The organism is Herbaspirillum huttiense, from assembly GCF_047300815.1.
Taxonomy (GTDB): domain Bacteria; phylum Pseudomonadota; class Gammaproteobacteria; order Burkholderiales; family Burkholderiaceae_D; genus Herbaspirillum; species Herbaspirillum huttiense_A.
The window spans coordinates 2,104,022-2,119,279 of record NZ_CP178608.1 but is presented as its reverse complement, the minus strand read 5'-3'; the positions used below and the strand labels follow the sequence as shown (position 1 = coordinate 2,119,279).

Genomic DNA, 15,258 nt, shown 5'->3' with positions numbered 1-15,258 from the left:
CCTCAAGCCTTGGCCTTGAGGGCGTCCAGGCGGGCCTTGACCATGATGGCCTTCATCTCGGAGACCGCATTGCGCCAGCCGGCAAAGACCGCATGGGCAACCACGGCGTGGCCGATGTTCAGTTCAGCGATCTCGGGGATGGCGGCGATGGCCTGGACATTGGTGTAGTGCAGCCCGTGGCCGGCATTGACCTTCAGGCCGAGCTTGACCCCAGCCTGCACGGCGATGCGGATGCGCTCCAGCTCTTCCTGCTGTTCGCGCTCGCTGGTGGCGTCCGCATAACGGCCGGTATGAAGTTCGATGACAGGGGCGCCCGATTCTGCGGCCGCCTGGATCTGCTCCACATCCGGATCAATGAACAAAGAGACGCGAATGCTCTCCTGCTGCAACTGGCGGATCGCCGCCTGCACGTCGGCAAAATGGCCGCGCACGTCCAGGCCGCCTTCGGTGGTGACTTCGGTGCGCTTCTCCGGCACCAGGCAGACATCCTGCGGCTGGATGCCACAGGCGAAATCGATCATTTCCTTAGTCACGGCGGCTTCGAGGTTCATGCGCGTCTGCAGCAGCGGACGGATGGCCTTGACGTCTTCATCGCGGATGTGGCGGCGGTCTTCACGCAGGTGCAGGGTGATGGCATCGGCACCGGCTTCCTCGGCTTCCAGCGCGGCGCGGATGGGATCGGGATAACGGGTGCCGCGCGCATTGCGCAAGGTGGCGACGTGATCGATGTTGATGCCCAGGTCGATGACCGGGCCGGCAGGCTGCAGGAAACTCATGGTGTCAGGAAGCTTCGTTTGAATGATGTCGGGATGTGCTCAAGGCTGCACGTGAAGAACCGTGCAGCCAGTTCTGGATTGTAGCGGCTCGGGATCGCACGCGGGAACAGACGGGATCAATTGGCAGCATGTTCTGACCGGCGGCAAAGGAGCCGCCGCGCCATCACAGCTGCATCAGGTCGATCAGGATCTGGCGCGTGTTCAGTTGCGCACCGCCCAGGTGATGCGACAACAGGTAGCGCATCAGGAACTTGCTCTGCAATTGCGTGGTGGGGTCGCTGTAGTCTTCGCGCTCCATGTCCAGCAGCGTCTTGCCGGAGACCTTGGGCGCACGGTCGGAAATGCGCTCAGGACGCGTGCCCTGCTCGGGATCGACGACGTAGATGCCGTCGGGCTGCACGGTCTTGCCGCTGGCCACGCAATGGCTCCAGTTGCCGGCCACGCCGGTCTGCCTCAGCAGGATGCGTTCGAACTGGCGCAGCACGATGGGGGCGTTTTCGCCGTGGGCCAGCTTGTTGAGGGTGGCCACGTAATGGTCGAACAGCGCCGGGTGCGCATCTTCGCGCGCCAGCAGCTTGACCAGCAATTCATTGAGGTAGAAACCGCACAGCAGTGCCGATTTTTCCAGCGGCAGCAGGCCGCCTACCCATTCGGCATCGGTCAGCGTACGCACTTCGGACTTGCCGCTCCACGACAGCGACAGCGGCTGGAAGGTCTGCAAGGCACCACGCAATTTGGAATGCGGACGCTTGGCCCCCTTGGCCACCAGCGCAATGCGGCCGTGATCGCGCGAGAACACGTCGATGATCAGGCTGGTTTCCTTGTAGGGATAGCTGTGCAGCACGAAGCCCGGCTGCGCCAGTACCTTGTGCTCCTTCTCCGGCACCGCACGGCTGCGCGCACGGGGCGCGGCCGGCTTGCGCGCCGGGGCCTTGGCCGGTGCCCGGGGCGCGACCGGCGCGGCCGGATCAGCTACCTGGCCGTCGAGCTGGGGTTCGTTGAGCATGGTGGTCATGGATATCCGTCCTGAATGCGTGAAGCCACGTCGTTGGGGCGCGGCGTAATGCCATGATTATGCAGGGATTGCGCGCAGCCCGCAGAAGGCCGCACGCGGGCTCACTCGTAGCCGTAGGCGCGCAGGCCGGCTTCGTTGTCGGCCCAGCCCGATTTGACCTTGACCCAGATCTCCAGGTAGACCGGACCACCGAAGAGGCGCTCCATGTCCAGGCGCGCCTGCGTGGAAATTTCCTTCAGGCGAGCGCCCTTCTGGCCGATCACCATGGCCTTGTGGGTGTCGCGCTCGACCAGGATGGCCGCGAAGATGCGGCGCAGGTTGCCTTCCTGCTCGAACTTCTCGATCAGGACCGTGCTGGTATAGGGCAATTCTTCACCGACGAAGCGGAACACCTTCTCCCGCACGATTTCAGAGGCCAGGAATTTCTCGCTGCGGTCGGTGATGTCGTCTTCGTCGAACATCGGCGGATTCTGCGGCAGCAGCTTGCGCACTTCTTCCTGCAGGCGATCGAGCTGGAAGCGCTGCTTGGCCGAGACCGGCACCACGGCGGCGAAATCATGGTGCGAAGCCACTTCGCGGGCGAAGGGCATGAGCGTGGTCTTGTCCTTGTTGCGGTCGGCCTTGTTCAACACCAGGATGCAGGGCACGTTGGCCGGCAGAAGATCAAGCACCTGCTTGTCGGCCGGGCCGAAGGTACCGGCTTCGATCACGAAGAGGATCACGTCGGACGCCGTCAGGGTATTGGTGACGGTGCGGTTCAGCGTCTTGTTCAGGGCATTGCTGTGACGCGTCTGGAAGCCCGGCGTGTCGACGTAGACATACTGGGTGTTCTCGATGGTCTGGATGCCGGTGATGCGGTGGCGCGTGGTCTGGGCCTTGCGCGAAGTGATGCTGACCTTGGCGCCGACCAGCACGTTCATGAGGGTCGACTTGCCAACGTTGGGACGACCGACGATGGCGATATAGCCGCAACGGTAATCGCTCTCGGGGGTCTGTGCCGACGCGTCGTCGGCCATGGGGGAATCTGTCATGCTGTTCTGGATTGCGAGGCGGATGAAGCCGCCGAAATGGGTTCTGCTGCGGCCGTTTCAGTGCGGTCGCCGGTGGTCTTGCCTTCGTTGCGCGCCGCAACCGGCGCGCCCTTCTGTTCCTTGGGTTCCTTCTGCTCCTTTTGCTCCTTCAGCGGTTTGGCAGGTTTGCTGCCATTGGCTGTCGAGGCGTCGGGACGATTGCCCTTGCCCGCCTCGTGCTCGGGGGCATCCGGCTGGATGGTCGCAATGCCGGCCAGTTTGAGCTGGGTGGTGCGGGTACGCGGCTTGCGGCCGGCCGACGGGGTCTTGGCCAGCGCCAGCTGCACCGCTTCCAGGGCCAGCTTGGCGGCGGCCTGCTCGCCGGCGCGGCGACTGCCGCCGGTGCCGAAGACCTGGATGTCCAGCTTGGGCACCAGGCATTCGATCTCGAATTCCTGGCTGTGGGCCGCACCATGGGTGGCGATGACGTTGTACTGCGGCAGCGGGATCTTCTTGCCCTGCAAAAACTCCTGCAGCAGGGTCTTGGCATCCTTGCCCAGGGTCTTGGGATCGACGTGTTCCAGTACCGGGACGTAGAGCGAGCGAATCACCGCACGCGCGGCCTCGAAACCGGAATCGAGGAAGATGGCGCCAAAGAGCGCTTCCAGCGTATCGGCCAGGATCGAGGGACGGCGGAAGCCGCCAGATTTGAGTTCACCTTCACCCAGGCGCAGGAACTGCGAGAGCTCCAGCCGCTGGGCGATTTCATACAGGGATTGCTGCTTGACCAGATTGGCGCGCAGGCGCGAGAGGTCGCCTTCGTCGATCTTGTCGTAGCGTTCGAAGAGCAGCGAGGCCACCACGCAGTTCAGCACCGAATCGCCGAGGAATTCCAGCCGCTCGTTATGCAAGGCGCTATGGCTACGGTGGGTCAAGGCCTGCTGCAGGAGCGAAGCATCCTTGAATGGGTGGCCTAGCCGTTGTTGCAAGAGTTGAGGATCCATTTTTTCATCCGTCATTCAGTCTGCCGCCCCGATACGCGCAGTGGCGCGTGGATCGGGGATTACCAGCCTGACCAGTCAGCGGGATCGGTTCAAAGCAAAGCTGAAAACTGCTCCGGGTCTGCCTCCACAATGCAAAGTTGCCAGTTGGAAACCGAAGAAACTGCGCAAGCTGCTGGACCAGGATGCGGCGCGCTCTTAGTGGAAGCTGCCGATCCGCTTGATATCGCCCAGGTTCATCCAGACAAAGAAGGCCTTGCCGACGATGTTCTGGTCCGGCACGAAGCCCCAGTAGCGACTGTCGAGGCTGTTGTCCCGGTTGTCGCCCATCATGAAATATTCACCCGGCGGCACCGTGCAGGCGAAACCTTCGGCGTTGTAGGTGCACAGCTCATGATGCGGGAAGGCATCGGGATTGGGCACGAAGTTGGGAGCACGCTCATCGGTGAGAATCTTGTGCTCCACGCCGGTCAGGTTTTCCTGCCATTGCTTATAGTACGTCAGATTTTCGTCGTCCAGATAATCCGGCAGCGCTTTGTAAGAAATTTGTTCACCATTAACCGTTAAGCGCTTGTTTTTATAGACTATTTTATCACCAGGCACGCCCACCACGCGCTTGATGTAGTCCACCGACATGTCCTTGGGGTACTTGAAGACCATGACGTCGCCGCGCTGCGGCTGGTTCACTTCGATGATCTTCTTGTTGATGATGGGCAGGCGGATACCGTAGGTGAATTTGTTCACCAGGATCAGGTCGCCCACCAGCAGCGTCGGCACCATCGAGCTGGACGGAATCTTGAACGGTTCATACAGGAAGGAGCGCAGGCAGAACACCAGCGCAATCACCGGGAAGAAGCTGCCGGAATACTCGATCCAGGCTGGCTGCTTCAGGTGGCGCGCCTGCAGGTCGGCGCGGGCGCTGGCGACGGTGCCGTCACGCTTGACGCCTTGCGCCTGGTCGCGCGCGACACCGGCGTCGAACTCGGCCAGGGCGGCGTCGGCGCGGGCGCGGCGCTGCTTGGAGAGGAAGAAGGTGTCGGCAAACCAGATCACGCCGGTCACCAGCATCAGCACGAACAGAATGAGTGCGAAGTTGCCCAACAAAGCCTGCATGTTATTTATCGTCCACTTGTAAGATTGCCAGGAATGCTTCCTGCGGAATTTCGACCGAGCCCACCTGCTTCATGCGCTTCTTGCCGGCCTTCTGCTTTTCCAGCAGCTTGCGCTTGCGCGAGATGTCGCCGCCGTAGCACTTGGCCAGCACGTTCTTGCGCATGGCCTTGACGTTTTCACGCGAGATGATGGTGGCACCGATAGCCGCCTGGATCGCCACGTCGAACATCTGGCGCGGGATCAGTTCGCGCATCTTGGCCGCCACCTGGCGACCGCGGATCTGGGCCGCGGCACGGTGCACGATGATGGCCAGCGCATCGACCTTTTCGCTGTTGATCAGCATGTCGACCTTGACCACGTCGGCCGCACGGTATTCCTTGAACTCGTAGTCCATGGAGGCATAGCCGCGCGAGGTAGATTTCAAGCGGTCGAAGAAGTCCAGCACGATTTCGGCCATCGGCATTTCATAGGTCAGCTGCACCTGCTTGCCGTGGTAGCTCATGTTCATCTGGATGCCGCGCTTCTGCGTGCACAGGGTGATGACCGAGCCCACGTATTCCTGCGGCATGTACAGGTTGACGGTGACGATGGGTTCGCGGATTTCCTCGATCTTGGACACTTCCGGCATCTTCGACGGGTTGTCCACCATCAGCATGGTGCCGTCGCGCTGCTGCACTTCATACACCACCGTCGGCGCGGTGGTGATGAGGTCCATGTCGAACTCGCGCTCCAGGCGCTCCTGCACGATTTCCATGTGCAGCAAGCCCAGGAAGCCGCAGCGGAAGCCGAAGCCCAGCGCCTGCGACACTTCTGGCTCGTACATCAGGGCGGCGTCATTGAGCTTCAATTTTTCCAGCGAGTCGCGCAGGGCGTCGTACTGGTTGGCTTCCACCGGGAACAGGCCCGCAAACACCTGCGGCTGCACTTCCTTGAAGCCGGGCAGCGGCGCCGGGGCCGGCTTGCCGGCCAGGGTGATGGTGTCACCCACGCGCGCGGACTTCAGTTCCTTGATGCCGGCAATGACGAAACCAACCTGCCCTGCCGTCAGGGAGTCGCGTGATTGCGACTTGGGCGTGAACACGCCAATGCTTTCGGTCAGGTACTGGGTCTCGGTGGCCATCAGCAGGATCTTGTCCTTGGGACGCAAGGTGCCATTGACGATGCGCACCAGCATGACCACGCCGACGTAGTTGTCGAACCAGGAATCGATGATCAGCGCCTGCAGCGGTGCCTCAGGGTCGCCCTTGGGGGCCGGCACCTTGGCCACGATGGCTTCGAGCACGTCTTCCACGCCCAGGCCGGTCTTGGCCGAGCAGGGAGTGGCGTCGGAGGCGTCGATGCCGATCACGTCTTCGATCTCGCTCTTGGCGTTGTCGGGATCAGCGGAGGGCAGGTCGATCTTGTTCAGGACCGGCACCACTTCCACGCCCAGGTCCAGGGCGGTGTAGCAGTTGGCCACCGTCTGCGCTTCCACGCCTTGGGAGGCGTCGACCACCAGCAGCGCGCCTTCGCAGGCCGACAGCGAGCGCGAGACTTCATAGCTGAAGTCGACGTGACCCGGGGTGTCGATCAGGTTGAGGTTGTAGATCTGGCCATCCTTGGCCTTGTAGGCCAGGGCTGCGGTCTGGGCCTTGATGGTGATGCCGCGCTCGCGCTCGATATCCATCGAATCCAGCACCTGGGCTTCCATCTCGCGGTTGGACAAGCCCCCGCACAACTGGATGATGCGGTCGGCGAGCGTGGACTTGCCGTGATCGATGTGGGCGATGATCGAGAAATTACGGATATTGTTCATTAACAGACTGGAAACGATGAAAAAAGGCGCTCTGTAGCGGGCTTTGCCCAGCCGAGCGCCTTTGCAACAGCTTATTCGACCCGGCATTTTACCGGAATTCACCGGGACAAGCCCGACTTTCCGGTGCCAAGCCGCGCAGCCGGACCTGGCTGCGACAACACAACTTATTTCATTTCGGCAACAAATGCCTGCAGCCGCGCCACATCCAGATGGTAATGGCACAACTCCTGCCACTGGCCATCGCGGCCCTGCCCCATCAGCACCGGCACCAGCTCGTCGTAACGCGCAACGAGCGCCTCATCGGCATCCACATCGACCATCTCGATCGTGGCCGGGATCTCGCCCAGCGCCTGGCGCAAGGCCTCACGCAGGTCTTCACACAGGTGGCAGTAGCTGCGCGAATAGATGATGAAGTGCAAGGCTTGCCCTGCAACGGGGGGCGAAGATGGGGTGGTCATAGGCTCGTATGAAAGTTTCTTCCCTCAGCTTGGCGCAAACCAAGGAAAAAGGCTGCGGCCCCTGCGAGCCGCAGCCTTTCTGGTGAAGGATCAGGCAATTTTACGGAAAAATGACCCGGCTTCAGTTGCCGCCATTCGGACGCAGCGGCACGAACTGCGAGGAGTCGCCACGGCGTACCAGGACCGCTGCCCGCTTCTTGGCATCAAGCTTGGCCACCAGCTGGCCGAACTGCTTGCTGTCGTTGACATCGACCTCGTTGAGGCGCTGGATGACATCGCCCGGACGGATGCCGGCGGCGGCAGCGGCACCACTGACGTTTTCCACCAGCACGCCGTTGTCGACCTTCAGCTCCTTCTTCTGCGCGTCACTCAGGTCGCTCACCACCAGGCCCAGGGAGTTGGGGGTGTTGTCGGGCTTGGCCTTCTTTTCCTCAGCCTGCTTGGGCTTGTCGGCTTCCAGCTCGACCACGGTCACGCTGACATCACGCGCACTGCCCTTGCGCCAGATATTGACAGTGGCCTTGGCACCCGGCTTGGTGGCACCGACCATGCGCGGCAGGTCGCTCGGTCGCTCGATGGCGGCACCGTTGTATTTCAGGATGATGTCGCCCGCCTCCAGGCCCGCCTTGTCGGCCGGACCACCGGCTTCCACGCGTTGCACCAGCGCGCCTTGCGCGCGGGCCAGGCCCAGCGATTCGGCCACATCCTTGGTCACTTCACCGATCTGCACGCCGATACGGCCACGGGTGACGCGTCCGCTGGCCTTGAGCTGGTCGGCTACCCGCAGCGCCTCATCGATGGGCACCGCAAAGGAGATCCCCATGAAGCCGCCGGAACGACTATAGATTTGCGAGTTGATGCCGACCACCTCACCCTTGAGGTTGATCAGCGGACCACCCGAGTTGCCCGGATTGACCGCCACGTCGGTCTGGATCAGCGGCAGGTAGTCGCCGGTGTCGCGCGCCTTGGCCGAGACGATGCCGGCAGTCACGGTGTTTTCCAGGCCGAAGGGCGAGCCGATGGCCAGCACCCACTCGCCGACACGGATCTTGTCGGAGTCGCCCATGTTCAGGCGCGGCAGGTTGCTGCCATCGATCTTGAGCACGGCCACATCAGTACGGGTGTCCGAGCCCACGATCTTGGCCTTGAATTCACGCTTGTCGGTCAGGGTCACGTAGACCTCGCTGGCCCCATCCACCACGTGCGCATTGGTCATGATGAAACCATCGGCCGAGATGATGAAGCCCGAGCCCACGCCGCGCGGCACTTCTTCCTGCTGGCCCTGGCCACCCTGCTTGCCGTTGCCGCGCGGGGTGCCCGGCTGCTGCTGGCGCGGGATGGGGATGCCGAAGAAGCGGCGGAAGAATTCCTGCATTTCCGGATCATCCATGCCACCCTGCCCCTGGGCATTCTGGCGCACGCGCTCGGTGGTACGAATATTCACTACCGCCGGACCGGTGCGCTCGACGATGTCGGCGAAGTCAGGCAAGGCTGCCACCGTGGGCGAGGCCACGGGGGGTGCCGCCAGCACGGCCGGTGCTGCAGCGAAGACGGAAGCGGCCAGCATGGCGCCGGCAAGGGTGTTCTTCATGGGAGTCATTGCAACGGTCTCTTTTATTTGGATTTCAGTTCAATGGAATTGGCGACCTGACGGATCGCAGCGGCAGGCACTTCTCCCACCACGGTGAGCCAGTAATCTCCCTGGCGTTTGCCCAGGATGTTCATGGCGCCCTGCTGTATCGTACCCTCTTCCCGGCCTTGGCTGCCCGGCTCGATAAATACCGAGATGGCGGCCAGTCCGTCGGAAAACACGGCCTGCAAGACTTCGCGTTCAGCCGGACGGTTCTGGGCCGGTGCCGCACCCGCCTCACCGCTATCGGAAATCACGCGCCGCACCTGCTGGATCTTCTGGAAACCTGGCGGCGGCATGATCTGCCAGGCCGACAGGTCGGCCGGCACCATGGCCGCCTTCTCGATGCGCCAGCCGCGGGTGTCCTTGTAAGTGGGGTTGACCCGGGCGCGATCAATCCCCCCGATGTCAATCTGGGTAAAGGCAATCTGTTCGATCACCTCGCCGCCGCTGTCCAGTGTCTGCGCGCGCAGCAGCAGGCCGGTGGCCTGGTCGGCGCAGAAACGGTAGCCGTAGCGCAGCTTGTCGCGCGGCGCCAGCACGATGGCCTGGCAGTTGCGGCCGGCCACCCGCTCATCGCCATCGGACTGCAGCCGGTAGTAGCGGGCCAGATCCTCCGGACGCGCATCGACGATGGCCGGGAAGGTGTCGCGGGTGACCCGCTTTTCACGGCGCACGATGCGCTGCCCGGGGTCATAGCTGGCGACCTCCTCGTTGTCGCGCACGAATTCGCGCGGCTTGCCGTCAAGCAGCTCCAGCTTTTCCAGCTCACTCTTGCCGGCCACCACGTGGGTGACCCGCGAGCTGCGCATCTGCGCGGCCTGCTGGTAGACGAAACTGCCTGAATAATTGAGACGCTGGGCAGCAGATTGCATTTTTTGCAATTGCACCAACAATGCGGAAGAAGTGGAGGCTTCGCCGGCCGCAGTTGTGGAAACGCCATCCGCCGCTTCAGCGGATGGCGCCAAGGAAAAACCCAACAACGTGGTCAGCAAGCACAGTACGCCGTACAGACGCCCCGTCAGATGCATCTTACTTGTCTGCGTCCGAGGAGAAGGCTGCGGAACGGGTGTATTGCGCCGAACTGTAGGAAGGCGAGAATCGCTGATGGGCGAACAGGTAGTCGTCGATGCGCGGATCGCGCTTGACTTCACCCTGCTGGGCCAGCGAGCTCAGTTGGTTCACGTTCTGCGGATTGCCGTTGGTATCGGCGACGGTGGCAATGGCCGAGGGCACATTGACCGGTGCCGAAGCCACCTGGGCAACAGGCGCTGCGCCCTTGGCGTCGGCCGTCACCACCGCCTGCTGCGGCATGGCCACGAACACGGCGGCCACGGCAGCTGCAGCCGCTGCGGCGCTGGGCATCAGGAAACGCACCAGGCGGCCGGGACGGCTCGCGCGGTGGTCGCCATTGGCAGCCGCCACAGCTTGCGCCACCGGCGCAGCCACGACTGCCTTGACCGGCTCGGCCACCGCAGCCTGCGGCGCGACGATGGTCGGTTCGGCATCAAGCAGCGCGCTCATCTTGGCCGAGAAGCCAGCGCTCAGTGAGACATCCATCTCCTCCGAACGCAGCACCTCGCCGATGCGGTGGTAATCCTCCCAAGCGTCCTGGGCGTCCTTGGAAGAACGCAAGGCCGCGAAGGCAAGGGTCATTTCTTCAGATCCCAGCTCGCCATCAGCGAGGGCTGAGATCTGTTCTTTAGTTGTTACTTTGGTATCCATGTGCAGTCACCCGGCAAATATCTTAGTTCCATACCCGCTTTATTATTTTCTTTTTAACAACAGGCTTGTGGCCTCATCACCAGCGCTTGTCCGCCGCCGTATCCAGCAGTGGACGCAACTTCTCGGCAATTGCTTCCCGGGCGCGGAAAATGCGGCTGCGCACGGTGCCGATCGGACAATTCATCGCATCTGCAATCTCGTCGTAGCTCAACCCCTCGATCTCGCGCAACGTGATGGCAGTACGTAATTCTTCCGGCAATGCCTCCATCGCCACGTTGACCGTCTGAGCAATCTGCTTGGTGGCCAACATCGACTCTGGAGTGTTGATGTCCCTCAGATGGTCTGCATCGTCAAAAGTTTCAGCTTCTTCTGCATCTGCTTCTGTCGAAGTTGGCGCCCTGCGGCCCATGGTAACCAAATAGTTCTTGGCAGTGTTGATACCGATGCGGTAAAGCCAGGTATAGAAGGCCGAATCGCCGCGGAATTGCGGCAACGCGCGATATGCCTTGATGAAGGCTTCCTGCACCACGTCTTCGGCTTCGGCCTGGTCGCGTACCAGGCGCGACACCAGGCGCATCAGCTTGCGTTGATACTTGACTACCAATAGCTCGAACGCCTTCTTGTCGCCACGCTGGACGCGCTCAACAAGCTGTTGGTCTATTTCGCGTTCTGTCGTCAAACCGGGTTCCTTGTTTTTTATGGCCGTGTTGTTTTATCGTCATTGCCTCGCGCAGATGCTTCCAGCGCGGCAATTTTCAAGTCTGCCGGCCTTATTTTTCCAGCATCCTTGCCTTGGCCGTATTGTGACTGATCAGCCAGCGGCACGCCACGGAAAGTGCACGGAATGTATCTTCGGAGACGGAATCCGTGAGAATGGGGATGGTTCGGGTCTTGCCATTTTCCAGGCGCAGACGCAGGAACAGCATGCCCGGCCAGATGGTGCTGCCCGCCAGCAGCTGGGCCAGCCCGGCTTTCATGACCTGCGGCTTGGCACGCGCCGAGGGCAGCAGGTGCTCCACGACACGAATCTGCCCGGTACCGGAAATATGCAGCCAGATCACCTTGCGTGCGCGCAACACCAGCGCCATGGCCAGCGCCGCAGCCAGGATGCACGCCATACCCAGCAGGATGCGGGCAGTCCACGATAACGCTCCCGGCAGGCCGAACACCAGCAAGACGCCGATCAAGGCTACACACAGCGCAGCGAAGGCAGTCACCAGGAGGAGCAAGCGGGAAGGTTTGATATCCGCAGACACTGCGATCGACATGGGTTGCCCGGGCGGAAAGTGCGCAAAGTGCGCCATCAAAACGACAAACCCGGCTTCCGAAGGGAAGCCGGGTCTTGCATTTTACATCTTGCCGATGACCAAGGTACCGTTGGTGCCGCCGAACCCGAAGGAGTTCTTGACGGCAATATCGATCTTCATGTCCCGCGCCTGGTTGGCGCAGTAATCCAGATCGCATTCCGGATCCTGGTTGAAGATGTTCATCGTCGGCGGCGACACCTGATTGTGCACTGCCAGCACGGTCAACACCGTTTCCAGGCCACCAGCACCACCCAGGAGGTGGCCGGTCATGGATTTGGTCGAATTGACAACCATCTTGTAAGCATGGTCGCCGAATGCGGCCTTGATCGCGTCGGATTCGTTCTTGTCGCCCAGGGGGGTCGACGTACCGTGCGCGTTCAGGTACTGCACTTCATCCGGATTGACGCCGGCATCGCGCAGTGCATTGAGCACGCAGCGGCGCGGACCATCCAGGTTGGGCGCAGTCATGTGGTAAGCGTCGCCGCTCATGCCGAAGCCGAGCAGTTCTGCATAGATCTTGGCGCCACGGGCCTTGGCGTGTTCGTACTCTTCGAGCACCATCACGCCGGCACCCTCGCCCAGCACGAAGCCGTCGCGATCCTTGTCCCAGGGGCGGGACGCAGTCGCGGGATCGTCGTTGCGGGTCGACAGTGCGCGCGCCGAAGCAAAGCCACCGATACCCAGCGGGGAAACGCTGGATTCAGCGCCGCCGGCCACCATCACATCTGCATCGCCGTACATGATCATGCGTGCGGCAGAGCCGATGCAATGCAGGCCGGTGGTGCAGGCGGTGACGATCGCCAGGTTGGGGCCCTTCAGACCGAACTTGATGGACAAGTTGCCCGAGATCATGTTGATGATCGAGGCCGGAATGAAGAAGGGGCTGATGCGGCGCGGACCACGGTTGGTCAGTTCGGCGTGGGTTTCTTCGATCAGCGGCAAGCCGCCGATGCCCGAGCCGATCATGACGCCGATGCGCTCGGCATTCTCATCGGTCACCGTCAATCCACTGTCCTGGATGGCCTGGATACCGGCGGCCATGCCAAAGTGGATGAAGGTATCCATATGACGCGCTTCCTTGGCGGGGATGTAATCCTCGATATTGAAGCCCTTGACTTCACCGGCGAAGTGCGTGGTGAAGGGGGTTGCGTCGAATTTGGTGACGGTAGCGATGCCGGACTTGCCTTCCTTGATGGCACTCCACGTATCGGCGACGTTGTTGCCGACAGGCGAGATGCATCCCAGGCCGGTAATGACTACACGACGTTCACGAGTGCGGCTCAAGCAATTCTCCTGAAACTTTGACCAAAGCCCTTATCAGGCCTTGACTTGCGACTTTGCGTAGTCGATCGCCTGTTGCACGGTGGTGATCTTTTCAGCTTGTTCGTCGGGGATTTCCATTTCGAACTCATCTTCCAGTGCCATGACCAGCTCGACGGTGTCCAGCGAGTCGGCGCCCAGGTCGTCCACGAACGACGATTCGTTCTTGATGTCGGCTTCGGCGACGCCCAGTTGCTCAGCGACGATCTTCTTCACGCGTTGTTCGATATCGGACATAGTGTTCCTCCAGAGGGATGATAGGTTACAAAAGTGCGCGCATTTTAGCAGGTTTGCGCGCGGAAAATTTACTTTTAACTATTCCTGGCAAGATTGTGCCAAGTCCAGCTTAACTGCAAACAAAAGTCGCCAAAAGGACTTGAATCAAGCCCCAAAGACTTACTCAACCCATGTACATGCCGCCATTGACATTGAGGGTCGTACCGGTGATGTAGGCTGCTTGCGGCGAGGCCAGGAAGGCCACCGCATAGGCGATCTCCTCGGCCGCGCCCAGGCGTCCCAGCGGGATCTGCTGCAGGATGGCGGCGGACTGCTGTTCGTTCAGCGCCTTGGTCATGTCAGTATCGATGAAGCCGGGCGCAACGCAATTGACGGTGATGTTGCGGCTGCCGATCTCTCGTGCCAGCGCGCGGCTCATGCCGGCCACACCGGCCTTGGCGGCGGCATAGTTCATCTGGCCGGGATTGCCGGCCTCGCCCACCACCGAGGTGATGTTGATGATGCGGCCGCTACGGGCCTTCATCATGCCGCGCAGCACGGCGCGCGAGAGGCGGCCGACGGCGGTCAGGTTGGTGGCGATGACGCTGTCCCACTCCTCGTCCTTCATGCGCATGGCCAGCTGGTCCTGGGTGATGCCGGCATTGTTGACCAGGATGGAGAGCGCGCCGAATTCCTTCTGCACCTGCTCCACCAGCGCCACGCTGGCCTCGGCATCGTTGACGTTGAGCACCGCGCCACGGCCGGCTTCCGGACCCAGCGCCGCCAGGTATTCGGTGATGGCGGCAGCGCCCGACTCCGAGGTCGCCGTACCGACCACCTTGGCACCCTGACGGGCCAGTTCGGTGGCGATGGCGCGGCCGATGCCGCGCGAAGCGCCGGTCACCAGGGCGACCTGGCCTTGCAGATTCAATGCACTCATTTCAGCAACTCCAATACTTTGTTCAGGGACTCCTGGTCGACGATGGCTTCACCCACCAGCTCACCATTGATGCGCTTGGTCAGGCCGGTCAGCACCTTGCCGGGACCGCATTCGATCAGGTGGGTGACACCGTCGGCACCCATCTTCTGCACCGTCTCGACCCAGCGCACGGGCGCAGCCGCCTGGCGCACCAGGGCATCCTTGATGGCAGCCGGATCGTTGACCACGGCCACATCGACGTTGTTGATCAGCGGGATCTGCGGCGCGGCGAAGGCGACGTTGGCCAGATAGGCTTGCAGGCGGTCCGAAGCCGGCTTCAAGAGCGAGGAGTGGAACGGCGCCGACACCGGCAGCGGCAGCGCGCGCTTGGCGCCCTTGGCCTTGGCGATGTCGCAGGCACGGCCGACAGCGGCCTTGTGGCCGGCGATCACGACTTGTGCGGGGGCATTGAAGTTGACGGCCTCGACCACTTCACCTTGCGCCGCTTCGGCGCAGGCAGCGCGCACGTCTTCATCAGACAGGCCAAGAATGGCGGCCATGCCACCCTGCCCGACCGGCACGGCTTCTTGCATGGCTTGCGCGCGGAAGCGCACCAGCGGTACCGCATCCTTGAAGGCGATCACGCCGGCGGCGACCAGCGCCGAATATTCGCCCAGGCTGTGGCCGGCGACGAGCGCCGGTGCCTTGCCGCCTGCAGCCAGCCAGGCGCGATAGAAGGCCACGGCAGCCGTCAGCATGACGGGCTGGGTGTTGGTGGTCAGGTCCAGGTCTCCCTTGGGACCTTCAGCGATGAGCTTGCCCAGGTCGAATTGCAAGGCGTCGGAAGCTTCTGCGACGGTCTGGCGCACGACTTCATTGTCGGCGAAACCATTGAGCATCCCGATGGCCTGCGAACCCTGGCCCGGGAAGACGAAAGCGAATGTAGTCATGCTTGGAGGTAGATAATTTGGAT

Annotated in this window: 16 protein-coding genes; all 16 read right to left on the bottom strand. The window is 62.0% G+C overall.

Features of this window, described 5'->3' with window-relative positions; translation table 11 throughout:
• Window positions 1-2 precede the first annotated feature (2 nt).
• The 16 genes from pdxJ to fabD all read right to left on the bottom strand — a co-directional run bounded on the left by pdxJ (window position 3) and on the right by fabD (window position 15,235).
• Window positions 3-776 (bottom strand): pyridoxine 5'-phosphate synthase, encoded by a 774-nt coding sequence (pdxJ, locus tag ACLRDN_RS09710; protein ID WP_209533143.1) that lies wholly within the window; start codon window positions 774-776, stop codon window positions 3-5.
• A gap of 163 nt (window positions 777-939) precedes the next feature.
• Window positions 940-1,791 (bottom strand): DNA repair protein RecO, encoded by an 852-nt coding sequence (gene recO / locus ACLRDN_RS09705; protein ID WP_413459944.1) that lies wholly within the window; start codon window positions 1,789-1,791, stop codon window positions 940-942.
• A gap of 101 nt (window positions 1,792-1,892) precedes the next feature.
• Window positions 1,893-2,822: a GTPase Era gene (gene era, locus ACLRDN_RS09700; RefSeq protein ID WP_088753666.1), complete on the bottom strand. Its 930-nt coding sequence runs from the start codon at window positions 2,820-2,822 to the stop codon at window positions 1,893-1,895.
• Entirely contained in the window at window positions 2,819-3,805 is a 987-nt protein-coding gene (rnc, locus tag ACLRDN_RS09695) for a ribonuclease III (RefSeq protein ID WP_413459943.1), read from the bottom strand. Before rnc ends, era begins: the two co-directional genes overlap by 4 nt.
• 195 nt (window positions 3,806-4,000) lie before the next feature.
• Window positions 4,001-4,915 (bottom strand): signal peptidase I, encoded by a 915-nt coding sequence (gene lepB, locus ACLRDN_RS09690; protein WP_034340789.1) that lies wholly within the window; start codon window positions 4,913-4,915, stop codon window positions 4,001-4,003.
• 1 nt (window position 4,916) lies between these two features.
• Entirely contained in the window at window positions 4,917-6,710 is a 1,794-nt protein-coding gene (gene lepA / locus ACLRDN_RS09685; RefSeq protein WP_413459942.1) for a translation elongation factor 4, read from the bottom strand.
• Between the two features lie 164 nt (window positions 6,711-6,874).
• Entirely contained in the window at window positions 6,875-7,168 is a 294-nt protein-coding gene (locus ACLRDN_RS09680) for a glutaredoxin family protein (protein ID WP_413459941.1), read from the bottom strand.
• 121 nt (window positions 7,169-7,289) lie between these two features.
• The gene (locus ACLRDN_RS09675; RefSeq protein ID WP_413459940.1) at window positions 7,290-8,768 is read right to left on the bottom strand and encodes a DegQ family serine endoprotease; all 1,479 of its coding nucleotides are present in this window, start codon (window positions 8,766-8,768) and stop codon (window positions 7,290-7,292) included.
• Between the two features lie 14 nt (window positions 8,769-8,782).
• Window positions 8,783-9,829: a MucB/RseB C-terminal domain-containing protein gene (locus tag ACLRDN_RS09670; RefSeq protein WP_413459939.1), complete on the bottom strand. Its 1,047-nt coding sequence runs from the start codon at window positions 9,827-9,829 to the stop codon at window positions 8,783-8,785.
• A 1-nt stretch (window position 9,830) separates the two neighbouring features.
• Complete coding sequence (locus ACLRDN_RS09665) at window positions 9,831-10,523, bottom strand: sigma-E factor negative regulatory protein (protein ID WP_413459938.1); 693 nt, start codon at window positions 10,521-10,523, stop codon at window positions 9,831-9,833.
• A gap of 76 nt (window positions 10,524-10,599) precedes the next feature.
• Window positions 10,600-11,202 (bottom strand): RNA polymerase sigma factor RpoE, encoded by a 603-nt coding sequence (rpoE, locus tag ACLRDN_RS09660; protein ID WP_006463502.1) that lies wholly within the window; start codon window positions 11,200-11,202, stop codon window positions 10,600-10,602.
• Window positions 11,203-11,293: 91 nt separating this feature from the next.
• Complete coding sequence (locus ACLRDN_RS09655) at window positions 11,294-11,791, bottom strand: protein YgfX (RefSeq protein ID WP_413459937.1); 498 nt, start codon at window positions 11,789-11,791, stop codon at window positions 11,294-11,296.
• A gap of 81 nt (window positions 11,792-11,872) precedes the next feature.
• Window positions 11,873-13,114, bottom strand: coding sequence for a beta-ketoacyl-ACP synthase II (gene fabF / locus ACLRDN_RS09650; RefSeq protein WP_039786392.1), 1,242 nt, complete (start codon window positions 13,112-13,114; stop codon window positions 11,873-11,875).
• Between the two features lie 33 nt (window positions 13,115-13,147).
• On the bottom strand, window positions 13,148-13,387 hold the full coding sequence (gene acpP / locus ACLRDN_RS09645) for an acyl carrier protein (protein WP_006463505.1): 240 nt from the start codon (window positions 13,385-13,387) through the stop codon (window positions 13,148-13,150).
• A 163-nt stretch (window positions 13,388-13,550) separates the two neighbouring features.
• Window positions 13,551-14,306 carry a 3-oxoacyl-ACP reductase FabG gene (gene fabG, locus ACLRDN_RS09640; protein ID WP_134222094.1) on the bottom strand — a complete coding sequence of 252 codons (756 nt, stop codon included), beginning with the start codon at window positions 14,304-14,306 and terminating at the stop codon, window positions 13,551-13,553.
• Entirely contained in the window at window positions 14,303-15,235 is a 933-nt protein-coding gene (gene fabD, locus ACLRDN_RS09635) for an ACP S-malonyltransferase (protein WP_413459936.1), read from the bottom strand. Before fabD ends, fabG begins: the two co-directional genes overlap by 4 nt.
• Window positions 15,236-15,258: the final 23 nt, after the last annotated feature.